Consider the following 22,976-nt stretch of genomic DNA (forward strand, 5'->3'; position numbering starts at 1 on the left):
CGGTGTCGCTAGGCTATTCATACTTACTTCGAAAATCAAAGCGGCATGGAATCTGCTAGCCTGGGAGGAGCCATGGCGACGATCTCTTCCCACGACGCGGACACCTGCCGGCGCAGTGACGCCGCACTGACGCGCGCCTTCCGGCTGCTCGGGAAGCGCTGGAGCGGCGTCGTCCTGGGCAGCCTCAACGTCGGTCCCGCGGGGTTCCGCGAGCTGTCACGGGCCATCGAGGGGGTCAGCGACTCGGTGCTGTCCGAACGGCTGTCCGAGCTGACCAAGGCGGGGTTGATCGCCCGCACCGTCGACGCGGGGCCACCGGTCACGGTCTCCTACGAGCTGACCGAGAGCGGCCGGGCGCTCATGCCCGCCCTCGACCAGATCTCGGAGTGGGCTCGGGAACACCTCCCGCAGGAGTGACGCGCCCCCTGGTGCGGATCGCGAGCGGAGCCGGCGCAAGGTCGGCGACGTGCCGGCCGACTTCGAGCACCTCCGGCACGTGGTCCAGGCAGGCGCGATCGTGTCGTGATGCGTACCGTGTGAAAGGTGACCACGTCGCTGACGCGTACCGCACTCGTGATCGTCGCGGTGGCGGTCGTGCTGCTCGGACTGCTGTGGTTGTTCCAGCGGCAGCTCATCTACCTGCCCGACCGGCGGCCGGCGCCGCCGGCCGGCGAGGTCGTCCCAGGGGCGCGGGACGTGTCGTTCACCACGCGGGACGGCCTGCGCCTCCGCGCCTGGTACGTGCCCGGCCACCGCGACGTGACCGTGCTGGTCATGGGCGGGAACGCGGGCAACAGGCTGCATCGCGCGCCGCTGGCCAGGGCGCTGGCGGCGCACGGGCTGCCGGTGCTGCTCATGGACTACCGCGGCTACGGCGGCAACCCGGGCAGCCCGACCGAGGAGGGGCTGTACCTCGACGCGCTGGCCGCCCGGCAGTTCCTGGGCGACGGGCGGGTGATCTACTTCGGCGAGAGCCTGGGGGCGGCGGTGGCGACCCGGCTGGCGCTGGAGCACCCGCCGGAGGGGCTGGTGCTGCGCTCGCCGTTCACCGACCTGGCGGCGGCGGGGCAGGTCAACTACCCGTTCCTGCCGGTGCGGCTGCTGCTGCGCGACCGGTTCCCCGTGTCCGAGCGGCTCGCGACCGTGAAGGTGCCGACCGTGGTCGTGTACGGCACCCGCGACACGATCGTGCCCGCGCGGCTGAGCAGGGAGGTCGCCAAGGCCGCCGGCGGCCAGGTGACGACCGTCGAGATGGCCGGGGCGGGGCACAACGACCTGTCCATGCTCAACGGTGACGCGCTCATCCGCGCCGTGGTGGAGCTGGCCGGGCGGGGCTCGCACTAGGCGGAGGGCGTCGGCGCGTGTACGGTCGGGGCGCCCACTCGTGTACGGTCAGGGCGCTCCCGCCGGAAGGAGATCTCCGTGCGCCTCATTCCCGCCGTGACGATTCTGCTCCTCACCCTCCTGCCTGCGACCCCCGTCGCGGCCGCCGAGCCCGGCTCCGCGGCGCTCGTGCGTACCGACAAGGGAGTCGTCAAAGGCGAGGTGCTTCAGGACCATCGGGCGTTCCGGGGCATCCCGTTCGCCGAGCCGCCCGTCGGCGAGCTGCGCTGGAAGGCGCCGCGACCGGCCCGGCCGTGGGCGGGCGTCCGTGACGCGACCGTGCCCGGCAGCCAGTGCGCGCAGGCCGCGACCCCGTACGGCGGCCAGACGACGTACGTCGAGGACTGCCTCTACCTCAACGTCACCACCCCGCTCCGCGGCCGGAAGCTGCCGGTCATGGTCTGGGTGCACGGCGGCAACAACGTCAGCGGCACCGGCGCGATCTACAACGCCGCCAAGCTCGCCGTGGACGGCGACGTCGTGGTCGTGACCGTCAACTACCGGCTCGGCGTGCTCGGCTGGCTGGCGCACCCGGCGCTGGAGGCGGGCGAGCGCTACCAGGCCGGCAACTACGGGCTGCTCGACCAGCAGGCGGCGCTGCGCTGGGTGCGGCGCAACATCGCGGCCTTCGGCGGCGACCCGGGCAACGTGACGTTGTTCGGCGAGTCCGCCGGCTCCGCCGACATCTGCGCCAACCTGGCCTCCCCGACCGCGGCCGGGCTGTTCCACAAGGCCATCGGCCAGAGTTACGGCTGCGCCTATCCGACGCGCACCGAGCAGGGGGCGGAGGCGGCCGGGGCCGCGTTCGCCGGGTCCGTGGGCTGCGCCGCCGACGCCGCCGCGTGCCTGCGGGCGCTGCCGGTCAAGACGCTGCTGGAGGCGTACCAGGAGCAGAATCCGTACCCGGTGGCCGGCGGCGATCACGTGCTGCCCGTGCAGCCGCGGGCGGCGTTCGAGAGCGGCCGGTTCAACCGGGTGCCGGTGATGCACGGCAACACGCTGGACGAGATGCGGCTGTTCGTCTCCCTGCTCTACCCGCAGCCGATCACGGTGGAGGAGTACGAGGCGTTCGTGCGGGAGTCGTACGGTCCTGCGGCGGACCAGGTCCTGGCCCGCTACCCGGCCGCCGCCTATCCGGACTTGAGGATCGCCGTGGCCACCCTGCAGACCGACTTCGGGACGCCGCTGGCGACGTGCGGGCACGTGGACGCGCTTGAGCTGTTCGCGCGGGCAGGGGTGCCGACGTACGGCTACCAGTTCGCCGACCGGACGGCGCCGCCGCTGATCGACGTACCGGGATTCGAGGAGGGCGCGGCGCACGGATCGGAACTGCCGTACCTGTTCCCCGGCCTGTTCGGCGGGCCGCTGGACGCGGAGCAGGCGCGGCTGTCGGACGCCATGGTGGCGTACTGGACGTCGTTCGCCAGGGACGGCCGTCCGAAGGCCGCGCAGGCACCGCAGTGGCCGCGGTTCCGCTCGCCGGGCGACGTGCTGAGCCTGGCGCCCGGGGAGGGCGGCATCCGGCCGGTGGACCCGGCGGCGCGCAGCAACTGCGCGTTCTGGGAGTCGCTCGGTTCGTGACACCTGCCGCCGTACCATCCACTGGTGAACCTCTTACGCGTGGTCACCGGCGTGGTGGCGGCGGGGGCGTTGGCCGCCGGGACCTTCCTGCTCATCCGGGGCGCCGAGGGCGAGGCGCCCGCCCGGGATCGCCTGGTGGTCGCCCCCACGGTGGTGCGGCCGAGCGTGCTGGTCGACGTCAACGGCGCGGTGCTGGAGGAGTTCTCCGGCGACTGCGCGACCAGCCGGTTCTCGTACCTGTGCTTCCGGGTGCTCGACGACCTGCTGGCGGCCGACAAGGAGCTGCTGGCCCGCGGCGGCCTGACCATCGAGACGACCGTCGACCAGCGGCTGCAGCAGGCCGCCCAGCAGGCCGTCGACGGACGCGTCCGCCACGACGACCTGCCGCTCGCCGCCCAGGCCCTGCTGGTGCCCGGCACCGGCGAGATCAGGGCCATGGTCACCAGCCGCCCGCTCATCGGCAAGAAGGGCGGGCTCGGCTACCAGCAGGGGCCCACGGCGATGGTCTACACGCTGGCCGCCGCCCTGGAGAAGGGCTTGCGGTTCGAGGACGGCTTCCCCTACACCGACCAGTATCGGGCGCCCTCCTTCCAGGCGTTCAAGGATTGCGAGGGGCGAGCGGTCGCCGACCCCGCCCACTCGGTTCGCAACCGGAAGGGGGATCACGGCGCGTTCACGACCCTCCGGTCGGGCACCTGGGCCGCGGAGAACACGTTCTTCCTGAAGCTGTCCGAGAAGATCGGCCTGTGCGAGAGCGTGACCATGGCCAGGCGACTGGGCCTGGCCCGCGCCGACGGGACGCCGCTCCGCGAATACGAGACCTTCACGCTGGGCGTCAACGAGGTGGACCCGGTCGAGGTGGCCACCACCTACGCCACCCTCGCCGCCCGCGGCAAGCGCTGCGAGCCGATGACGGTCACCGAGGTACGCGACGGTGCGAAAGTCCTGCGTTCCTTCGTCCCCCGGTGCGAGCAGGTGCTGGACGCGGCGGTCGCCGACGCGGTGACGGGCGTGCTCGCCGACGCGCTCGCCCGCAGCCCGCTCAAGGGCCTCGGCCGGGACGCGGCCGGCATGGCGGGCACCACCGACGGCTACGGGTCCGCCTGGTATGTCGGCTACACCCCGGACCTGGCCTCCGCCGTCGCCATCGGCGCCCCGCGACCGGAGGCCGGCTTCCACCGTCTGGTGGACATCACCATCGGCGGCCGCCGCTACGCGTACGTGGAGGGCACGTCGATCCCGGGCCCCATCTGGAAGGACTCCATGACGGCGGGGCTGCGCGGCCTCCCGGAGACGGCCTTCACCGAGCCCGACACGAGCCGGTTCGGCGGCTGTCGCGACGGCTGCCCGAAGTGACCCCGGGAGTACGATGAGCGCGTGGATCGTACTCACCACCCTGGGTACACTCCCGTGACGGAGAGTCGCCGGCTCATAGCCCACGGACTGCCGCAGGTGCTGCCGGAGACTCTCGGCGGACGGCACCGCTTCTCGCCGCTCTCCCTCTACGTCGGCCACCGGCTCGCGGCGGCGGCGTTCGCGCGGCTCGACGAGGTCGGGCTGTTCTGGCTCGACGTCTGGGTGCTGTCGCGGAGACGCGGCGGCCACTGGAGCATTCGCGGCGGGCGCAGCACCGCGGCGGGCCCCGACGACGACCTGCTGGCCCCCAGCCTGGGGGCCGACGTCCTGAACGGCCACGCGCAGGCGGACGGGACGACACGGTCCGACGTCAACGCGGACCGTCTGCTCCCGTGGCCGGCGAAGTGGGTGGCGTACGGCGTGGTGCGGCTGTCGGCCGAGGTGGGCGCCATCAGGTTCGAGGGCAGGAGGATCACGGTCCCCGATCACGGCCTGCAGGCGCTCGCCTGGTGGCCGGGCCGGGAGAAGACGAGCGTCGAGCTGTTCGACAGGAAGGGCGAGCCGATCTCCGCGCTACTCCTGGGCTGAGCTCCCCTGGCGGAGAGCCGGGCCACGCGGTAGTCGACCGACTGCCGAAATGCTCGGATACTTCCGGCGTTGTAGTCCGCAGCGCGGCTGCTCCGGCGAGCGTACCGCCAACTCCCTCCCCGCGCACGACGACCGCGGCATGCCTGCCGCGAGAGGCTGTGCGGCATGGAGACGACCACGACCGGCCGGACGAGCTTCGCGAGCTGGGTCGGTGAGCACGGCTCGGCCATGGACACCCTGGACTTGCGGAGCCCGGTGGACGACCTGGAGCCGCTGCGCCACATCGTCGGCGGCGCGCGGGTCGTGGCGCTGGGCGAGAGCTCCCACCACATCCGGGAGTTCTACCAGGTACGCCACCGCATCCTGCGTTTCCTGGTCGAACGGTGCGGTTTCGAGGTGTACGCCCTGGAGGCCCCGTTCACGCAGGGACAGGTCCTGGACGCCTGGGTCCGCGGCGGCCCCGGCACCGTGGAGCAGGTCGCGGCGGACGGCATCGCCCTGTCGCTGGGGCAGTGCCGGGAGATGTACGAGGCGCTGACGTGGATGCGGGAGCGGAGCCGCGCCGCCGCCGGGCCACCGCTGCGGTGCCTGGGCACCGACCTGCCCGGCGCCTCGGGGTCGCCCTTGCCAGCCTTGGAGGAGCTGGCCGGTTACCTGCGGTGGGCCGCCCCCGAGGCCCTGCCGATACTGGAAGAGGCGGTCGGCGTGGTGCGGCTCTTCCACGACCCGGTGACCTTGGCCGCACTGGGCCGCTACCAGGCCCTCGGCCTGATCGAGCGCGACCTGCTCACCAGTGCGCTGAGCCGGCTGATGGCGCACGTGCAGCGCATGGCCCTCGTCCAACGCGCCCACGGCCACGGGGCCGAGCATGACACGGCGATGTGGCACCTGCGCGGCGCCTGGTATCTCGATCAGCTCCATCGCGCCAACGCCGCCGAGGGCTTCGAGTCCGCCTCGACGTTCCGCGACGTCTACATGGCGGAGTCGGTGCTGCGCCTCCTGGAGGACGGCAAGCGCGTGGTGCTCGCGGCGCACAACTGGCACATCCAGCGAACACCCGCGCTGGACAGCCGGGAACGCCTCCTGCTGCCCGCCGGAGCCCACCTCGCCGCCGCCCTGGGAGACGGCTACCGGGCCATCGGCGTGACGTCGAGCCTGGGCCGGACCACCACGCTGGGCGATCCGACGCCGGAGCGTCCGCAGGGAGCCTGGTACGACGCGCCGCTCCCGCCTCCTGCCGACGGCAGCATCGAGGCGGCGTTCCCCACCGACCCGCTCTGGACGCTCGCGAACCTGCGCGCGGCACGCCCGCACGTCCACGATGCCGACTCCTTCCAGCAGACGCGCATGGCCGACTATTTCCTCGACCTGCCGGTGTTCGAGGCGTTCGACGCCATCGCCCACGTGTCACGGACGACCGGCACCGACCACGTGGTGAAAGGCCCCGCCCGGTGACGTCAGGGCGCCGGGCCGAGCAGCGACTCCAGCTCGGCGACCGCGTGGGTGCGGTGGACGTCGAGGGTGACGACGGCGTCGTCGGCGGCGCGGCGGCGCAGGGCGTCGAGCGTGGCGCGGTGCTCCTTGATGACGCGCTCCCGGTTGCCGGCCTCGCCGTAGTACATCGACCGGTAGGCGTCGGTCGTGTCCCAGAGCGTCCTGATCAGCCGGACCAGCCGCGGCATGCCCGCGCACTCGAACAACATCATGTGGAACAGCCGGTTGGCGCCCGCCATGGCGGGCACGTCGCCCGCGGCGGCGGCCCGCTCGACCTCGGCCTGGGCCGCCTCCAGCCGGTCGAGGTCGGCGTCGGTGAGCCGGGCGACCGCGCGCCGTACGGCCTCCTCTTCCAGCAGCTCGCGGATGCGGTAGACCTCGCGCAGGTCGTCGAGGGAGAGCATGGCGACGCAGTAGCCCTTGTGGGCCTTGTGGGTGACCAGCCCCTCACCCTCGAGCGTCTTGAGCGCCTCACGCAGGGGGACGCGGCTGACCTGGAGCTCCTCGGCCAGCGCGTCCTGCCGGATGGGGGCGCCGGGGCGCAGGCGGCCGGTCGTGATGGCACGGCGCAGCTCGGCCAGCACGAACTGCTGGGCCGTCGGCGGCCTGCGCCCCGCCTCGTCCGGATTCACGGCCCCAATATCTCACGAACCCAGGCTTCGTCCTGCCCGAGGCCGGGCGGCGGGAGACGGTAGGCGGGCGGGGTGGCGCTGAGGCGGATCGGGTTGGCGACCTGGCCCACGCCGCCGAGCTCCACGGCGGGCTCCAGGCCGAGATCGGTGGCGAGGGCGAAGGCGGCGGCCAGGTCGTTGATCGGTCCGCACGGCACCCCGGCGGCGGTGAGCAGCTCGAACCACTCGTCCGCCGGGCGTTCACGCAGGGCGGCGTTCAGCTCGGCGACGAGGTCCGCGCGGGCGGCGACGCGGCCGGCGTTGGTCGCGTAGCGGGCGTCCTCGGCGAGGTCGGGGCGGCCCAGCGCCCCGCACAGTGCCTGGAACAGGCGGTCGTTGCCGGCCGCGATCACGAGCGGGCGGTCGGCGGTCTCGAACACCTCGTACGGGACGATGCTGGGATGCCGGTTGCCCATGGCCCGCGGCACCACGCCGGCGGCCGCGTACGCGGAGGCCTGGTTGGTCAGCGCGGACAGCAGCGAGGACAGCAGGGAGACCTCGACGCGCTGGCCCTCGCCGGTGCTGTCGCGGTGGCGCAGGGCGGCCAGGATGCCGAGGGCGGCGTGCAGGCCGGTGATCACGTCCACGAGTGCGACGCCCACCTTGGTCCCGGGTCCGTCCGGCTCGCCGGTGACGCTCATCAGCCCGCCCACGGCCTGCGCGATCAGGTCGTACCCGGGCAGCGCGGCCCCGGGCCCGGACCCGAATCCGGTGATCGAGCAGTAGACCAGCCCGGGGTTGAGCTCCCGCAGCGCGTCGTAGCCGAGCCCGAGCCGGTCCATCGTCCCTGGCCGGAAGTTCTCCACGAGCACGTCCGCGCGGGCCGCCAGGGCGCGCGCGACCTCGGCGTCGGCCCGTAGGTCGAGCGCGATCGAGCGCTTGTTGCGGTTGACGCCGAGGAAGTACGTGGCCTCGCCGCCGGGCGCGTACGGCGGTCCCCATTCGCGGGTGTCGTCCCCGACGCCGGGCCGCTCGACCTTGACCACGTCGGCCCCCAGGTCGGCCAGGAGCATCGTGGCGTACGGCCCGGCCAGCACCCGGCTGAAGTCGGCCACCACCAGCCCGGACAGCACCATGGTCACGCGCCCTCCTTCGTCGGTCGCGTGACCATGGTGCTGTGTCTCATTGTTCGCTCGCTACGCTCGCTCACGCGGCGCCCCGAGGTAGACGGTCACCGTCTGGGTGAAGAACTCGCGGGCGGCCCGCCCCTGCTCCTTGGGCCCGAACCCGCTCTGCTTGGTCCCGCCGAACGGCACGTACGGGAGCGTCCCCGCCGACTCGGAGTTGACGTGCAGCACTCCCACCTCCAGCCGCTGGACGGCCTGCAACGCGACCCCCAGGTCGCGGGTGAAGACGGCGGCGGACAGGCCGTGGTCGCTGAGGTTCGCCAGCCCGAGCGCCTCCTCGGCGTCGTCGGCGCGCACGCGCGGCCTCACCGTCAACGAGGTCAAGCACAAGGTCTCGCTGCGCGCGAGCGTGACGAGCGAGCTGGTACTGGACGGGGTGCGGCTGCCCGGCGAGGCCGTGCTGCCGGGGGCGCGGGGCCTGTCCGGGCCGCTGGGCTGCCTGAACGAGGCGCGGTTCGGGATCGTGTTCGGGGCGATGGGGGCGGCGCTGGACTGCCTGGAGACGGCGATCGCGTACGCGGCCGACCGCGAGGTGTTCGCCAGGCCGCTGTCGTCGTACCAGCTCACCCAGGAGAAGCTCGCCGACATGGCGCTGGAGCTGGGCAAGGGCCTGCTGCTCGCGGTGCACCTGGGCCGGCTGAAGGAGGCCGGCGCGCTCACCCCCGAGCAGGTGAGCGCCGGCAAGCTGAACAACGTGCGCGAGGCCCTCGAGATCGCCAGGACGTGCCGCACGCTGCTCGGCGCGAGCGGCATCACCCTCGAATACCCGGTGATCAGGCACGCCGTGAACCTCGAGTCCGTGCTGACCTACGAGGGCACGTCGGAGATCCACACGCTGGTCCTCGGCAAGGCGCTGACCGGGATCGCCGCGTTCCACTGAGCCTCTGACCGGAACCGCTCAGAAGGTCTGCCAGGTCTCTTCGGTGACCTGGCAGGGCCCGCCCTGGTGCACCCACATCCGCCCGGCCCGAGGGTCGAGCGCGATCGTCGCGACGGTCTCCCACCGCTGGTTGATCGGCTGGGTCTGGTCGGGGTGGGCGCAGACGGGCGCGGCATCGGGGCCGTGGCTGAGCATGGCCAGCGCCCGCGCGGTGTGGTCGTCGCCGCTCAGCTCCGCGACGTGGTCGCGCAGGTGCTTGAGGCGCTCGTACGTGCTGGGCCGGTCGGTGGCGTGCCGCTCCCCCTCCGCGAGGGCCGGGTCGAGGAAATGGTTGCAGTGCTGCAGCACGCCGTCAGGCTCCGGCGGGATGACCGCGACCCCGGCCGGGGAGATCTCGATCGAGCCCGCGTCGTCCGAGGTCACGGCGGTGATGACGGTGGAGGCGGAGACCGGGGCGGAGCGGGCGATGACGGCGGCCTCCTCGACGGTGGCGGCCTCCTCCAGGATCCGGCGGGCGATCAGGTGGACGGGCACGCCGACGTCGGTGTGGTCGGACCGGTGGCGCAGGATGTTGAAGTGGATGCCGAGCCCGGCCGTGTTCACCCCGATCTTGGCCAGCGCCCCGGCCTCGGTGAAGGTCCGCACCACGTGCCCGGGACGGCTCTCGAACTCCCACAACATGGGGGCGTCGCGCAGGTGGTCGTGCCAGTCCCAGGTCTGCACCGTACGCGGGCCGGGCAGCACGACGGACGTCGAGCACTCCCCCTCTCCGGGTGCGGCGACGGCGGCGAGGATCTCGGTGCGGGCGTTGACCACGGCCACCTGCCAGGGCTCCAGCCCGGCGCCGGACGCGATCCCGGTGATCTCGTCGGCCAGCTGTGGCGCCCAGGCCGCGCTGCGGTCGAGAGCCTGCTTGCCCCATGCGCGCACCTGGGACGGGGTGGCCCCGGCGACCGTGAACAGGTCCAGGTATCCGGCGAAGTTCGCGATGATCGCCCTGCGACGATGGGTGCCGAGCTCCTTGCCTCGGGCGCGGGGGTCGAGCTGTGTGGAGGTGAAGGTGGGAAAAGTCACGTGGAAAGCGCTACCCCGGGCGGCGGCGCCGCGAACCTTTCCCTGAAGGCCCTGGCCGGCTGCCATGCTCACGCCACCGCGCTCAGGATCGCGTCCCACGCGACCTCGGACGCCAGCGTCCCGAGGCCCGTCGGCAAACACGGCCCCACCCCCGGGCTGGCGCAGGGATCGCGAGGACGGTGACGCAGGGACGGCAGGGCACCGGACACGCCGTGGAAACAGAGGTCAGCTGCGCCGAACCGCTGTCAAGGACGATGCTGGTGGGGACGGAGCGGGTGGCCATCCGCGCCTCGACCCGGCCACGCGCATAGAACACCGCCGGGCGCACGAGGGCACGCCCGGCGGAGAGCGGTGGACCAGGGTCAGCTGAAGTTGACGTCGCTGCAGATGTAGTACGTCTGGTCCATGTGCGAGGCCTTCCAGATCGTGTAGATCACGTGGCGGCCCGTACGCGACCCCTTGCTCAGGCCGGTGATGAGGTAGTTCTCACTGGGCGCGTACCTAGGGGTCTCACGGACCAGCTCCAGGTGGTTCCATCCGAGCGGCGTCGTCGTGGCGTCGTAGCCCTGGCGGGTGATGTAGACCCTGATGTAGTCGGCGCCGTGCCGGGCCTGGTCGTGCAGGCGGACGTCGAAGGTGCTGCCGAGGTTCGTCATCGTCCACGGGCCGGGCGTGTCCATGGAGCGGTAACGGGCGCCTTCGGCGTGGCCGCCGCTGCACAGCTGGCCGTTGGGGATGGCCGCCTGGTGGTTGCCGCCGACCTCGTTGCGGTAGAGCCCGTTCCAGTTCCACATGGCGTTCGGGTTGTCCTGCCACGCCTGCCAGCACATCGGGTCCCGCTGCTGCATGGTCGGGTTCTGGAAGTCGCTGCCCCAGCGCAGCCAGCAGCCGTAGTTGCGGGAGGCCGGGTCGACGACCGACCCGTGCGCCGAGGCGGTCTCGGCCAGTGGAACGGTGAAGATCATCGCCATGGACATCAGCAGGGCCAGGGCGCGCAGCGCCCAGCGTTTCGGTGCGACTCGGGGCATCGTGCGGTCTCCGTGTTCCGGTCGGGGGTTCCGGTGAAGAGGAGCGCTCCTGGTGGGCGACGGTATCTGACCTCGCCGAGGCGGCCAAGTGATGACCTTTTGTCAATGTTTCCGACGGGTGAGCGCGCATGACCAATGCCCGAGTGAGCAGCGGAAAAGGCTTTCCGGCGGCAGATCACACGGGTGAAAGTTTCAATTGGGGCGAACGGTAACGGTAGAGTGACTTAGAGTGATGGAAGTCGGGGAAGTAGCATGTGGGCGAGGGCGAGACTCCCGATACTGAGTGGGTGACCGCAATGGCAACGATCGAACCGCCAAGAGGCCTTTCGACAAGCCGGAGTACACGGTCGACGACCTGCTCGAGTTCCCAGACGACGGGAACCGATATGAGCTCTTCAACGGGAGCCTACTGGTAGGCCCTGCCCCCACTCCCGCACACCAGCGCATCATCTACCGGCTGCAGCGCATCCTCGATGACGCGATGCCGTCCGAGCTGGAGCCGTTGTCGACGATCAACTTGCTGGTGACCGACAAGAATTTCTACATCCCCGACCTCGTCGTCGTGACTGAGGAGTCGACGATGAGCGTGGGACTGATGTTCTCGCCTGGCGACATTCTGCTGGCGGTGGAGGTGGGCAGCCCTAGCATGACCTGGGGCTCGGCCCTGCCGGCCCCCTCCTGCCGGTAGGGCCGAGACCCAGGAGCTTTCAGCTCTGCCCGGGCGGGCTCTTGGCGGCCAGGGACGTGTAGACGCCGACCTCGTCGGGCTGGATCAGTCCGTCCTGGATGGCGCAGATCAGCAGCTTCTCCTTGGTGGGGGCGGGGCGGCCGGCCGCCGCGTACTTCACCCGGGCCCGGTCGATGTACTGCCGCACGGTCCGTTCCTTGATCCCCATCCTGGCCGCCACCGACGCCTTCGACATCGACTGGAACCAGAACAGCAGCGCCGCCCGTTCCTTGTCGGACAGTTGCGGCCGGTGCGGCCGCTCGTCCGTGGCGATGGCCTGGGCCATCGGCGGGGTCACGCTCGGCCGGTCGGCGGCCACCTCCAGGATGGTCTCGACACAGGAATCGCGCGTCGCCCGGCCCTTGCCGATGAACGCCGACGCGCCCGCGTCCAGCACGGCGCGGACGATCTCCGGCTCCTCGTGCTCGGAGAAGACGATGACCCGCTGCCCGCCCTGGCACAGCTCGGCGACCCGGTCGATGACCATGGTGCCGTTGAGGTTGAGGTCGAGCAGCAGCACGTCGGCGTCGGCACCGAGGACGGATTCGATGGTCGGCCCCTGCACGACCAGTTCCACCGGGCTCGGCGACGGGCCTGAGCCCGCGAACCAGGACCGCACCCCGTCCACCACGACCTGGTGGTCCTCCACCAGCGCGACCGTCACGGGCCTTGCCAGATGCTGTTGACCCATACCTCACCTCCCTGCCGCTGATAGGTGACCACGACGCCGCTCGGCTCCTGTACGGGGGTGGCGCTGATGGGCAGGTCGTCGTTGTCGGCCACGACGGCCACGCTCACCATCGTGGACATCGCGGACACGGTGACACGCGCCCGCGACCTGGCGCCGTCGAGCGCCCGGATGGGCGCCCGGAGCAGATCCTCCCGTACGCCGTCCGGAAGCCCGGGCAGGTAGTCGCCGAACGGCGGCGCCGTCACCATGACCTTGCGCCGCTCGGCCGCCTCGATGCGCTCGCGCAGCGTCGAGACGAGTTCGTCGGGCACGTCCTCGCGTTCGGTGATGAGCCGGCGCAGCCGGAGGGCGCCGGCCGTGCAGTCGTCGCGTACGCGCGGATCGCCGGGGTCGGCGCCGTCGGCGAGCTGGTGGAGCAGATCCTCGGCCACGTCACGGATGGCGGCGTACCTGCGGAGCCGGTCGGTGTGGATGCGCTGGGCGGACTCCCGCAGCGCGTCGTCGGCGGCCAGCCTGCGGGCCAGCACGACGGCGTCCTCGGCGCGGGCCCGCAGTATGTGGCAGCCCCACGTGTAGCCGAGCTGCATGGTGACGCCGCCGGCGATGACCACCAGGTATTTGGAGATGGAGACGCGGTCGAACGTGCCGGTCACCACCATCGCCACCAGCATGATGCCGGCGTTGGCGGCCAGGAACGCGATCAGCTCGGTCTTCCATCGCGGCCGTCCCCACACCAGCATGATGGCGATCCACCCCACGGAGCCCCACGCCCAGTCGCTGATGCCGATCAGCTCCTCGGGGCGCAGCGACACGATCACCGCGACGTCCACGGCGAGCGTGGCCAGGGCGAGCTCGCGGATCCTGGCCGGCCCGCGCGAGGTGCGCAGCAGCGACAGCAGGGCGACCACGAAGATCGCCGAGTAGGCGACCCAGGCCGCGACCGACAGCCACGGCCAGCGGAAGGTGGACCAGCCGGTGATCGTGACGGTGAGGTCGTACCCGAGGTGCCACACGGCCGCGATGGTCGCCGCGCCCAGCGCGGTGAAGCGGGCGTACCGCTGCGCGACCTGCTCGATCTCCTCCGTCATGGCCGCCACCACAGGCTCACGCGGGTGCCGTCGGCGCCCGAGGAGATCTCGGCGCCGCCGTTCGGGAGGGAGCGCATCATGTCGAGGATCGAGCCGCGCACGCCGAACCGGTCGGGCGGCAGCCGGTCCTGGTCGAACCCGCGGCCGGCGTCGGCGACCTCCACCAGGATCTCGCCGTCGCGCCTGCGGGAGACCAGCTCGGCCTCATGGACGCCGGCATGCCGCGCGACGTTGGCCAGCGCCTCGGTGACGGCGCGGGCGAAGCGCTCGGCGACGTTGCCCGGCACGGTCTCGGGCGTGAGGTCCCTGCGGACCTCGAGTCCCGTCGCGCGCCCGGCCACCTCCTCCAGCAGGGCGTCCAGGGCGATCGGGGCCGCGTCGGCGCGCGGGCTGTCGCGCAGCTTCTCCAGAGCCGCCAGGTCGGTGCGGACCTGGGCGCTCAGCGTGGGCGACGGCGCGTCGTAGGTGCCCAGGCCGACCATCGTCAGCGTGTGCAGGGCGGTCTCGTGGATGCTGCCGACCTGCTTCAGCTCGTCCTCGCGGCGCAGCCGCTCCACCATGAGCGAGATCTCGGCGCGTACGCTCTGCTCCAGGAAGGCGTCGGTCTCGGCGGCCGAGCGGCGCAGCAGCGTCATCAGCATGACGATGGCGAGCAGTTGCACGAGGTGGATGCCCAGGGTGCCGAAGACGTCCTGCGCGGGAGAGGCGATCCGCACGCCGGCCGCGAACGCCCCCGCGACGGCCAGCCCGGCGGGGACGGCGATCCCGGGCCTCCAGGCGGCCCCGGCGACGATGATGGTCATCGTGGCCATCCCATGCACCCAGCTCGACCCCGTGACGAGCGCCTCCGGGGCGACGAGATGACGCTGGGACAGGCACAGCGCGACCGCGATGGCCACATCACCGGCCACCAGCCAGGGATGAAGCGGCTCCTTGCGCCACCACACGCGCGCGTACAACGCCGTCCACACGGCATGGAGCGCCAGCATGGGCGCCAGCCACGACAGCGAGACCGGCGGAACGGCGCCGAACACCGCGGAGACGATCGCCACCGATCCCACCACACCGCGCGTCCCCGCGCCCGTGCGCGCCGTGGCCTGCTCGAATTGCCTGGTCGCCGAGTCGTACCTCGTTGAACCGGGGTGATCCATGAGCCGTCCGCACACGCCGGGAGCACAAGACGCGTCTCACGATAACGCAGCGCAGCCTGGGCAAAAAGAAACGAGATTGGGTTTCTCCGGTTAAAAGGGACGGACTTTTTCCTGCCGTCTCGGCGGATGGGGTCATCGGTCGCATGGATGGTTCCTCGGGCCGGCTGTCTCGCGGTGTGCACCGCCCCTCCACACCCTGGTGCCCCGCTCTCCCCGCGGCATGACGGCTGATCGGCCGTCGTGCCGGAGCCCTGGTCGATCCGCCGTCATAGCGCTACGACGGCCGATCGGCCGTCAGCCGCTCCGCCGCGCGCGGGCGTCTACTGGGCGTGCCGCGATCAGGGCCGCGGCGGGAGGGGACCTCATGACGTACTTCGTGATGTCGATTCTGATCGGCTGCCTGTCCGTGATGGCCGTGCGGGGCAAGCGGGGGAAATGGCCGCAGGGCATGCCGGTGACGCGGCCGCGGCTGGTTGCGGTGGGCGGCACCTACGAGGGTTCCCACCGGCGGGCGTCGGACGCGTACGTCATCCAGGAGCGGCTCGTCGCGGTCGCGGACGGCGCGGCCGGGTCGGAGCCGGGGCACACGGCCGCCGCCCTGGCTCTCGGCGCGGTGGTCGCGGCAGGGCCGCAGCATGCGCGGTCCCCTCGCGCTCCGGAGCAGGACCTGGGCGAGTGCGCGCAGGCCGCGCACCGGGCGGTACGCAGCGCCGCCCTGCGTGACGCCGCCATGCCGGGCCTGGTCAGCACCCTGGACGTGATCGTCCTCGACCCCGGCGAGAGCCCGCGCCTGCGCTTCGCCCACGTCGGCGACGGCGCCATCTGGCACTGCCCGAGGGGCGGGGCGCCGACGCGGCTGACCACGTCGCGCTCCGCCGACGACGGCCCGCCGTGCGGGCTCGGCCTGCCGGCGGCGCTGGAACCCGAGGTCGGCGCGGTGCCGATCCGCCCCGGCGACCGCGTGATCGTCGTGACGGACGGCGTCGTCCAGGCGCTCGGCGCGCGGCGCATGACCGAGCTCTTCGCCACGGGCTCATCGCCGGTCGCCTGCCTGGACCGGTTGTACGACGAGCTCGCCGCGGCGGAGCCGAAGGAGGACGCCACGGTCATCATCGCGGACGTCGTCACCGTCTGACGCGCGGGGACGTCGGCCATGAAGCATTTCGGCTCGGCGCGGTAAGTACAGGTAACCGCATACGCCAAGAAAGGCCGACATGCATGACAATCCCCCGCGAAGTCGTCGAGCTCGATGACGCGACCCTCATCGAGAGGTCGCTGAACGAGCCGGAGGTCTTCGCCGCACTGTTCGACCGGCATGCGCCTCTGCTGCACCGTTACGTGACCAGGCGCCTCGGCACCGGCGAGGCCGAGGACGTCGTCGCCGACACCTTTCTGGCCGCCTTCCAGCGCCGGGGCGATTACGACAGGGGCCGCCCCGACGCCCGCCCGTGGCTGTACGGCATCGCCTCCAACGTGATCGGCAAACGACGGCGCGCCGAGATGAACCTCTATCGCGCCTACATCCGCAGCGGCGTGCACCCGGCGGAGATACCGGGCGGCCAGGTCGAGGACGGGATCAACACCCTGGCCGTCAACCGGCCGCTGGCGCGGGCCCTGATGAGGCTCACCCGGGCCGATCGCGACGTGCTGCTGCTCGTCGCGTGGGCCGAACTGAGCTACCAGGAGGTCGCCGACGCGCTCGCCATCCCCCTGGGCACCGTCGCCTCACGGCTCAATCGGGCCCGTCACCAGATCCGCCAGACCCTGGGAGAAGGAGAACCCGCAGAATGATCATGGATGCACTCAAGACCATGGGGGAGCGCATTCCGCCGGCCACCCCGGAGGATCTCGCCGGGGCGCGACGGCGCCTGCTCGACGGGATGCACCCACGCGCCCGGCGGCGCGTCGTCACCGGGCCCCGGCTGCTGGTCGCGGCGGGTGTCGCGGCGGCCGCCGCGGTCACGCCGCTGATCGTCGGCGGCACCGGGACCTCCGCGTACGCGGTGTCCAAGAGCCCCGACGGCACGCTCACGGTGACCCTCACCGAGCTGCGCGACCCCGAGGGCCTGGAGGCCGAGTTGCACAAGGCCGGAGTCAAGGCCGACGTGACGTTCCTGCCCCCGGGTAAAGCCTGCGGGGTCCCCAGATTCGTCGGCGCGGACGCGTCCTACGGCGGGCCGCCCGTCGACAGCGTGGAAGAGATGCGTGAGCACGTGAACACGCTTCGTTCTTTCAAGGCCATCAGGCCGAGCTCCGGGGCGTTCCAGATCTTCCCGGAGTACATCAAGCGCGGCGAGACGCTCGTGCTGGAGTTCAGCGACGGTGAGAACGCACAGGTGCTCTGGCGCATGGGCGCCTGGCTGGCCAAGGCGGACACACCCGTGGAGCCCTGCAAGCCCGTCCCCCGCCTCGGCTGACGACCCCCGCCGACGACACCCGGTCGGATCCGCGTGACCTAGTATCGTGATCGTGAGCGCACCGCACGGGATCAACCCCAACATTCCCCACTCGGCCCGCGTCTACGACTACTGGCTCGGCGGCAAAGACAACTTCGAGGCCGATCGCCGGGTGGCCGAGGCGACCATGGCGGCGGTGCCGGGGGTGCGCGAGAGCGCCAGGAACAACCGGGCCTTCCTCGGCCGGGCCGTGCGCCACCTGACCAAGCTCGGCGTCAGGCAGTTCCTCGATCTGGGCACGGGCATCCCCACCCAGGGAAACACCCACGAGGTGGCGCAGGCGGAGGCGCCCGACGCGCGGGTGGTCTACGTCGACAACGACCCCATTGTGATGAACCACGCCAGGGCCCTGCTGAGCAGCACGCCCGAGGGCAGGACGGCCTACATCGAGGCCGACGTACGCGACCCGCGTTCCATCCTCGACCACCCGCAGGTGCGCGAGACGCTCGACTTCACCCAGCCGGTTGCGCTCATGATGGTCGCAATCCTCATGCACATCTCCGACGCGGACGACCCGGCCGGGCTCGTCAAGGCGTACGCCGACGCCGTGCCCTCGGGCAGCTACCTGGTGCTGAGCCACCTGACGCTCGACTTCCTGCCGAAGAAGACCGCCGACGACTACCTGGAGGCGACCCGGCACCAGGCGATGCACCGCACCCCCCGCACCGGCGAGCAGATCGCCCGCTACTTCGACGGGTTCGATCTGCTCGAGCCGGGTCTCGTCGCGGTCTCCGCGTGGCCGGAGCCCTCGGTGACCTCCGACACGCCGAAATGGATGTACGCAGGCGTGGGCCGTAAGCGCTGACGTCGCATCACTCGGCTGCTCCCAAATCCCTTTAAGGTTCAAGTTGTGATCGGATTCGGGGGACGGGATGGCGTAGTGAGCACGACGGTCGGCACCGAGCAGGCCGCTGGGGCGGACCAGCCGCCGAAGGAACGGCGGCGACGCAGGCGATGGCTGTCGTGGACGGTCGCCGTGCTGCTGGCCCTGTGGGCCGTGATCAGGGCCGGAGGGCTGGAGCAGGGCTCGTTCGTCACCCAGTTGATGACCGTGACACCGTACGGCGCGGTGCTCGCGGCGCTGACGGCGGTGCTGCTGATCAGGCGCAACCGGCCGGCCGCGCTCGTCGCGGCGCTGGCGTGCGCGGTGATGGCCGCGTGCGTGCTGCCCAGGGTGACGGCGGAGGAGCAGCCGGCCGCGAACGGCGCGCCGCTGCGGGTGTTCACGGCCAACCTGTTCGGGCAGCGGGGTGACGCGCAGGCCGTGGTCGATCTCGTCCGCAGGCACGACGTCGAGGTGTTCACCGCGCTGGAGCTGACCCCGGACGCGGTCGAGCGGCTGGACGAGGCCGGGCTGAAGGAGCTGCTGCCGCACCGGGTGCTGCAGGAGGAGTTCGGAGCGACCGGCAGCGGCATCTACGCCAGGCACCCTTTGACCGAGTTGAAGGGGCTGTTCACCCCGATCGGGCACAACATGCCCGCCGCCGCCATGACGCTGCCGGGCGGGAGCACGGTCGAGATCGTGGCCGTCCATCCCAACCCGCCGCTGGGCCGGATGGAGCAGGAGTGGAACGCCGCCCTCCGCACCCTGCCCTCGCCCTCCCCCTCGGCGATCCGGGTGCTGGCCGGCGACTTCAACGCCAGCCTCGACCACCGCGCCTTCCGCGACCTGCTGAGCCGCGGCTACGTGGACGCGGCCGACCAGGTGGGCAAGGGGCTGATCCCGACCTGGCCGAACTTCCGGGGCTTCCCCACCATCATCGCCATCGACCACGTCGTGGCGGACCGGCGGGTGGGCGTGCGGCGGGTCGAGGTCGCGGACGTGCCCGGCACCGACCACCGCGGCGTCTTCGCCGAACTCCGCCTCCCATAGCACCTGCCGCCCGCTGGCGATGGACGGCCGTCGCACGCGCGCCGCCCCCGGCGAACGCGCCGTCGCGCTCATCCTGCCCTCCGGCCGTTAGGGGTCCCGGCCGACGCCGGGCAGCGGCACCGCAGTACGCCTCAGGCTCGCGCTGACCCGATCAGGCGGACGCACCGGGCGAGACGCCCGTACGGTGCGGCGCGAAGGCCGCGCGGGCGGTGCCCTTGGCCGAAGGCCGCACGCTGCGGGCGTGATGTGGAGCGCCGGGTGGGAAGGCGAGTGGGGCGACACGGCCTTCATACGCCCGCGGGAGGCTTGGGCGGGGCGGAGTCGTTCATGCGACGGTGCCCGCCCCTCGGATGGAGGGCGGAGGCGTTCATGCGACGGCGCCCGCCCCTCGGATGGGGGCGGGCGCCGTGGTGCGGCTGGGGAAAGCGGCCGTCAGGCCACGTGATCCTCTGCCTCGCGCTCCAGCGTCCTGAGGTCGAACGCGCCCGACTTGACCGCCGTGGTGAACGCCTCCCAGTCGTGCCGGGGGACCTCGAACACCACGTCGGGGTTGTCGACGTGGACGAGCTCCACGTGGTCGTTGATCCGCTTGGCCGCGACGCGGCCGGCGTCATGGGTCATGCCGGTTCCTTCCGTGAACACTGCGGAGGTCCAGCCCCGGCCGTCCGTTCGCAGGAGGACCGGGGCGGTTGCGGGCAGACTGCCATCTGTTCGGGGGCACCGGCCACCGGTTCCGGTGTGCGGGCGGGTGACAAAACCCCAACGCGGGAGTCGATCCTTTTCTCTCGGTGCAAGAAACCGACAGCACCAGGCGCGTCACGGCCCGCCCGGGCCAGCCGGTGGCACGCAGGGTGGCCAGTTCCGCGTCGCGTTCCCGTACGCCGAGATAGAGCACGTCGGCCACGGCCAGCGCGCCGAGCGCGAACATGATCGCGATCGCCGCGTCGTCCGCGGGCCTGGCCTGCACCACGATCGCCTCGCCGAGCAGCGAGCCGACGACCCGGCCGCGGAAGCCGTACGTGACCACGAGCAGCACGCTGAGCGCGAACACGCACAGCATGAGTGTGACGGCGCCGAGCATCGTCCGGCCCGGCACCCTGGCCGGCCCCGCCAGGGCCAGCCCGGTCACGCCTCGCGGCGATCGGGCCCGGCGCGGGGCCCGCACCGCGGTGCGCACGGCCCCGATCGGCGGCACGGTGGAGGCCCGCCAGGCCGGGACCGCCCTGGCGGCGAGCGCCAGGACCACGGCGGCGGGCACGGCCAGCAGCGCGCGCGGCAGCGACGCCTCCAGGCCGGACCACGACGACAGCGGTACGGCGAGCCCGGCCGCCAGCAGCCCGGCGACCAGCCCGATCGCGCCCACTTCCCACAACACCACCCCGAACAGCTTGCGCCGCGACCAGCCGAGACAGGACAGCACGCCCAGCTCCGTCCGCCGGGTGCTGACCATGGCGGAGGCGGCGTTCAGCACGAACAGCCCGCACACCGCCAGGATGAGCAGGAACAGCACCACCGACTTGCGGTCGGCCTCGTCCAGGATGCGGTAGGCCGCGCCCTTGCCGACCCAGCCCTCCTGGAGGGTGAGCGGCGGGCGGCCGTACGAGCCGGCGGGCAGCGCGACGGTGACCGTCGACGGCGAGGCGCCCATGGTGATGTCCACCTCCAGACCGGTGGCGGCCACGATCTGCTGGGCCACCTGGGCGATGCGCTCCCTGCTCACGGCGTCGGGCCCGGTCACGCCGGACACGCGGACCCTGACCACGCTCAGCGGCGCCGCGCCGAGGCCGCTCTTCCGGTCCCGTTCGGCGATCTTGGCCAGGCCGCCGAGGTCGGTGAGCAGGAGCGGCGGCGCCTGGAGGTAGCCGGCCACGTTGTCGGTGGGCAGCAGGTCCTGCGCCTGTCCGAGGTCGCCGAGCAGGCGACGGGGATCGCCGTGGCCGAGAACGAGCAGGACCGCGCCGGCTGACGGCCGGGTCTGGGAGGATCCCGCCATGATCGTGAGAAGCGCGACGGCGGCGACGTACGAATGGCTCTACCAGGAGTACACCGCCGACGAAACCTGGCTCTGCGCGGCCTTCGTCAAGAACGTGCGCCCCGAAGAGGCCTTACGCCGGATCGGCGTCACCCCCAGCCCCTTCACGGGCGACTACGGCTTCGGCGTCACGGCCTTCGCCGCCACCGGCGGGACCGCCCTGGTGGAGGTCGGCTGGGGTGAGATCGTCTACCACCGCGCTGACGTGCTGTCGGCGGGATCGGCGGCCGCCGCGGTGGCGGTGAGCTCCGACAGCGCCGACTTCACCTACTGCGGGGACGGCCGGCCGATCACCACCTTCAGCCTGTACGAATGCCGCTCCCGTCAGGGCGCCGAGCCGGACCGGCTGGCCGCCGACCTGCAGGACCTCGGCATGGACACCGACTTCACGGACCCGGGCTGGAGGGGCGCGCCGGTCGCGGCCGCCCTGGCGCTCGCCGAGCGGGCCACCGGCGTCCACCTGTCGCCCGCACACTACGCCGCCCCGGCCCTGTACGGATCCACGGAGCACCTCGACCCTTACGTCTGACCCGTGGTGACCTGTGTGGCAAGAGAGGGTCAAGCGGCTGTAAGAGCCTTTTAAGTCAGGAGTTAGTGGAGAGCTCTAACGTGACGGAGCAAACACAACACACCACCACACAGAGGTACACAACATGACCTTGACCCCAGAGCGGGCAAAAGTCACCCAGACCCGGAGTGTTCGCATCACGTAAGGGACGCGAATCCTCCGTCCATGTCATCCGTGTCTACCGTCCAACCTGTGGGGGCCCAAGTAATAAGCACCAATGTGTGGAGTGAACTACGCGTGAGCTCCACACCTCGGCTGTACATCTCGCTTTCTCCCAACGTGACCGCCCTCGCCATGATCGCCGACGCCCTGGCAGGCCGTCGTCGCGGCCTGCCGGAGCTCTGGCGCAGCGCGCTCGGTTCGCGCGTCGGACGGCGCGGCCACGAGGCGGTTCGCCCGCTGGCCGCGCCCGGACACTCCGTCGCGCCCGACAGCGTCGTGCCGCTCACGCCCGTCGACGGCGACGTCTCCGTCGAGGAGCAGGTCGGGGTCCTGCACGACACCCCGCCCGAGGCGCTGATCGCGGACCTGGAGCGCACGTTCGGCCCGGGGCCGCTCCCGGCCCACTGGCGGCCGGCCGCCGAGCGGCCCGCCCGCTGGCTGCACGGCTACGCCGAGGCCGTCACCGACGTGTGGAACACCGCCGAACCCCTGTGGCGGCGCGCCCGCCCGCTGCTCGACAAAGAGGTCGAGCGCGTCGGCGTCGCGACCGTGCGCGGCGGGCCCGAGTTGCTGCTCGGCTCGCTCACCGGCCGCATCGCGTACGGCGAAGGCCGCCTGCTCATCTCCGACCTCGAACCCGGCTCGTTCGAGCTCGGCGACCGCAAGATCGTCCTGGTCCCGATGCTGGCCGGCAAGGACGCGTTGATCGTCAGCCTGGACCACCCGGAGGCGGTGTGGATCGCCTACCCCGTCCCCGGAGCGGACTCGCTGTGGCGCCGTCCGGCCGCGCCCGCGATGGACGAGCTGTCGGCACTGGTCGGGCCGGTCCGCGCGGGCCTGCTCTCCGCGCTGGAGCAGCCCATGACCATGTCCAGGCTGGCGACGGACATGAACCTCGCGCCGAGCGGGCTCACCTACCACTGCGACCGGCTCCGTGCCGGGCGGCTCATCACCAGGGAGCGCCGCGGCCGGGAGGTGTGGATCGCCCGCACTCATCGGGCCGAGGAACTGCTGGAGCTGTTCCGGCGCTGACGGAGCACGCGGGG

The 22,976-nt window shown here is 71.9% G+C and carries 24 protein-coding genes and 1 pseudogene; 15 read left to right on the plus strand and 10 right to left on the minus strand.

What is annotated here, in order from left to right; all coding sequences use genetic code 11:
- Positions 1–72 precede the first annotated feature (72 nt).
- The 6 genes from ID574_RS17630 to ID574_RS17655 all read left to right on the plus strand — a co-directional run bounded on the left by ID574_RS17630 (position 73) and on the right by ID574_RS17655 (position 6,363).
- Complete coding sequence (locus ID574_RS17630; RefSeq protein ID WP_188189969.1) at positions 73–417, plus strand: winged helix-turn-helix transcriptional regulator; 345 nt, start codon at positions 73–75, stop codon at positions 415–417.
- A 126-nt stretch (positions 418–543) separates the two neighbouring features.
- Positions 544–1,344 carry an alpha/beta hydrolase gene (locus ID574_RS17635; RefSeq protein ID WP_223166795.1) on the plus strand — a complete coding sequence of 267 codons (801 nt, stop codon included), beginning with the start codon at positions 544–546 and terminating at the stop codon, positions 1,342–1,344.
- Between the two features lie 78 nt (positions 1,345–1,422).
- Positions 1,423–2,964, plus strand: coding sequence for a carboxylesterase/lipase family protein (locus tag ID574_RS17640; protein WP_223166796.1), 1,542 nt, complete (start codon positions 1,423–1,425; stop codon positions 2,962–2,964).
- Positions 2,965–2,988: 24 nt separating this feature from the next.
- Positions 2,989–4,320 carry a penicillin-binding protein 1A gene (locus ID574_RS17645; protein ID WP_188189970.1) on the plus strand — a complete coding sequence of 444 codons (1,332 nt, stop codon included), beginning with the start codon at positions 2,989–2,991 and terminating at the stop codon, positions 4,318–4,320.
- A gap of 54 nt (positions 4,321–4,374) precedes the next feature.
- A complete protein-coding gene (locus ID574_RS17650; RefSeq protein WP_188189971.1) occupies positions 4,375–4,908 on the plus strand; it encodes a hypothetical protein in 534 nt (177 codons plus the stop codon).
- A gap of 165 nt (positions 4,909–5,073) precedes the next feature.
- Complete coding sequence (locus tag ID574_RS17655) at positions 5,074–6,363, plus strand: erythromycin esterase family protein (RefSeq protein ID WP_188189972.1); 1,290 nt, start codon at positions 5,074–5,076, stop codon at positions 6,361–6,363.
- Positions 6,364–6,365: 2 nt separating this feature from the next.
- Here ID574_RS17655 and ID574_RS17660 read toward each other — a convergent pair whose 3' ends face one another.
- From ID574_RS17660 to ID574_RS17670, 3 genes are read right to left on the minus strand one after another with little or no spacing between them, the layout of a single operon-like run.
- Positions 6,366–7,034: a GntR family transcriptional regulator gene (locus ID574_RS17660; RefSeq protein WP_188189973.1), complete on the minus strand. Its 669-nt coding sequence runs from the start codon at positions 7,032–7,034 to the stop codon at positions 6,366–6,368.
- The gene (locus ID574_RS17665) at positions 7,031–8,149 is read right to left on the minus strand and encodes a CaiB/BaiF CoA transferase family protein (protein WP_188190292.1); all 1,119 of its coding nucleotides are present in this window, start codon (positions 8,147–8,149) and stop codon (positions 7,031–7,033) included. The genes ID574_RS17660 and ID574_RS17665 overlap by 4 nt, the downstream gene beginning before the upstream one ends.
- 60 nt (positions 8,150–8,209) lie before the next feature.
- Entirely contained in the window at positions 8,210–8,509 is a 300-nt protein-coding gene (locus tag ID574_RS17670) for an aldehyde dehydrogenase family protein (RefSeq protein WP_442939308.1), read from the minus strand.
- On the opposite strand from ID574_RS17670, the pseudogene ID574_RS17675 reads away from it, so the two are divergent.
- Positions 8,493–9,080 (plus strand): annotated as a pseudogene (locus tag ID574_RS17675) (acyl-CoA dehydrogenase family protein); the annotation flags it as partial. The gene ID574_RS17670 and the pseudogene ID574_RS17675 overlap by 17 nt on opposite strands.
- A gap of 18 nt (positions 9,081–9,098) precedes the next feature.
- On the opposite strand, the gene ID574_RS17680 reads toward ID574_RS17675, so the two are convergent.
- Complete coding sequence (locus tag ID574_RS17680) at positions 9,099–10,154, minus strand: C45 family autoproteolytic acyltransferase/hydrolase (RefSeq protein WP_223166798.1); 1,056 nt, start codon at positions 10,152–10,154, stop codon at positions 9,099–9,101.
- Between the two features lie 362 nt (positions 10,155–10,516).
- Complete coding sequence (locus ID574_RS17685) at positions 10,517–11,182, minus strand: lytic polysaccharide monooxygenase auxiliary activity family 9 protein (protein WP_188189975.1); 666 nt, start codon at positions 11,180–11,182, stop codon at positions 10,517–10,519.
- A gap of 283 nt (positions 11,183–11,465) precedes the next feature.
- On the opposite strand from ID574_RS17685, the gene ID574_RS17690 reads away from it, so the two are divergent.
- The gene (locus tag ID574_RS17690; RefSeq protein ID WP_188189976.1) at positions 11,466–11,870 is read left to right on the plus strand and encodes a Uma2 family endonuclease; all 405 of its coding nucleotides are present in this window, start codon (positions 11,466–11,468) and stop codon (positions 11,868–11,870) included.
- A gap of 19 nt (positions 11,871–11,889) precedes the next feature.
- Here ID574_RS17690 and ID574_RS17695 read toward each other — a convergent pair whose 3' ends face one another.
- Genes ID574_RS17695 through ID574_RS17705 form a run of 3 tightly spaced genes read right to left on the minus strand, consistent with a single transcriptional unit; the run spans position 11,890 to position 14,839 of the window.
- Positions 11,890–12,600, minus strand: coding sequence for a DNA-binding response regulator (locus ID574_RS17695; RefSeq protein ID WP_188189977.1), 711 nt, complete (start codon positions 12,598–12,600; stop codon positions 11,890–11,892).
- Positions 12,570–13,688 carry a hypothetical protein gene (locus ID574_RS17700; RefSeq protein WP_188189978.1) on the minus strand — a complete coding sequence of 373 codons (1,119 nt, stop codon included), beginning with the start codon at positions 13,686–13,688 and terminating at the stop codon, positions 12,570–12,572. The genes ID574_RS17695 and ID574_RS17700 overlap by 31 nt, the downstream gene beginning before the upstream one ends.
- Positions 13,685–14,839: a sensor histidine kinase gene (locus ID574_RS17705; protein ID WP_188189979.1), complete on the minus strand. Its 1,155-nt coding sequence runs from the start codon at positions 14,837–14,839 to the stop codon at positions 13,685–13,687. The genes ID574_RS17700 and ID574_RS17705 overlap by 4 nt, the downstream gene beginning before the upstream one ends.
- Before the next feature lie 364 nt (positions 14,840–15,203).
- On the opposite strand from ID574_RS17705, the gene ID574_RS17710 reads away from it, so the two are divergent.
- The 5 genes from ID574_RS17710 (at position 15,204) to ID574_RS17730 (ending at position 19,168) form a co-directional block, all read left to right on the plus strand.
- On the plus strand, positions 15,204–15,974 hold the full coding sequence (locus ID574_RS17710; RefSeq protein WP_188189980.1) for a PP2C family protein-serine/threonine phosphatase: 771 nt from the start codon (positions 15,204–15,206) through the stop codon (positions 15,972–15,974).
- A gap of 83 nt (positions 15,975–16,057) precedes the next feature.
- Positions 16,058–16,630, plus strand: a complete 573-nt coding sequence (locus tag ID574_RS17715) for an RNA polymerase sigma factor (RefSeq protein WP_188189981.1) — start codon at positions 16,058–16,060, stop codon at positions 16,628–16,630.
- Positions 16,627–17,256 (plus strand): hypothetical protein, encoded by a 630-nt coding sequence (locus ID574_RS17720; RefSeq protein ID WP_223166799.1) that lies wholly within the window; start codon positions 16,627–16,629, stop codon positions 17,254–17,256. Before ID574_RS17715 ends, ID574_RS17720 begins: the two co-directional genes overlap by 4 nt.
- Positions 17,257–17,308: 52 nt before the next feature.
- Positions 17,309–18,100 (plus strand): SAM-dependent methyltransferase, encoded by a 792-nt coding sequence (locus ID574_RS17725; protein WP_188189982.1) that lies wholly within the window; start codon positions 17,309–17,311, stop codon positions 18,098–18,100.
- Positions 18,101–18,175: 75 nt separating this feature from the next.
- A complete protein-coding gene (locus ID574_RS17730; protein ID WP_188189983.1) occupies positions 18,176–19,168 on the plus strand; it encodes an endonuclease/exonuclease/phosphatase family protein in 993 nt (330 codons plus the stop codon).
- Positions 19,169–19,600: 432 nt separating this feature from the next.
- On the opposite strand, the gene ID574_RS17735 is transcribed toward ID574_RS17730, so the two are convergent.
- Together ID574_RS17735 and ID574_RS17740 are read right to left on the minus strand one after the other, a co-directional pair.
- Entirely contained in the window at positions 19,601–19,789 is a 189-nt protein-coding gene (locus ID574_RS17735; RefSeq protein WP_188189984.1) for a hypothetical protein, read from the minus strand.
- Positions 19,779–21,161: an FtsX-like permease family protein gene (locus ID574_RS17740; protein WP_188189985.1), complete on the minus strand. Its 1,383-nt coding sequence runs from the start codon at positions 21,159–21,161 to the stop codon at positions 19,779–19,781. Before ID574_RS17740 ends, ID574_RS17735 begins: the two co-directional genes overlap by 11 nt.
- Here ID574_RS17740 and ID574_RS17745 point away from each other — a divergent pair.
- Together ID574_RS17745 and ID574_RS17750 are read left to right on the plus strand one after the other, a co-directional pair.
- Entirely contained in the window at positions 21,160–21,729 is a 570-nt protein-coding gene (locus ID574_RS17745; RefSeq protein ID WP_188189986.1) for a DUF6461 domain-containing protein, read from the plus strand. The two genes, ID574_RS17740 and ID574_RS17745, sit on opposite strands and share 2 nt — an antisense overlap.
- Before the next feature lie 276 nt (positions 21,730–22,005).
- On the plus strand, positions 22,006–22,962 hold the full coding sequence (locus ID574_RS17750) for an ArsR/SmtB family transcription factor (RefSeq protein WP_188189987.1): 957 nt from the start codon (positions 22,006–22,008) through the stop codon (positions 22,960–22,962).
- Positions 22,963–22,976 lie beyond the last annotated feature (14 nt).

The sequence above is a fragment of the Nonomuraea sp. SYSU D8015 genome, from assembly GCF_008065375.1.
Classification (GTDB): domain Bacteria; phylum Actinomycetota; class Actinomycetes; order Streptosporangiales; family Streptosporangiaceae; genus Nonomuraea.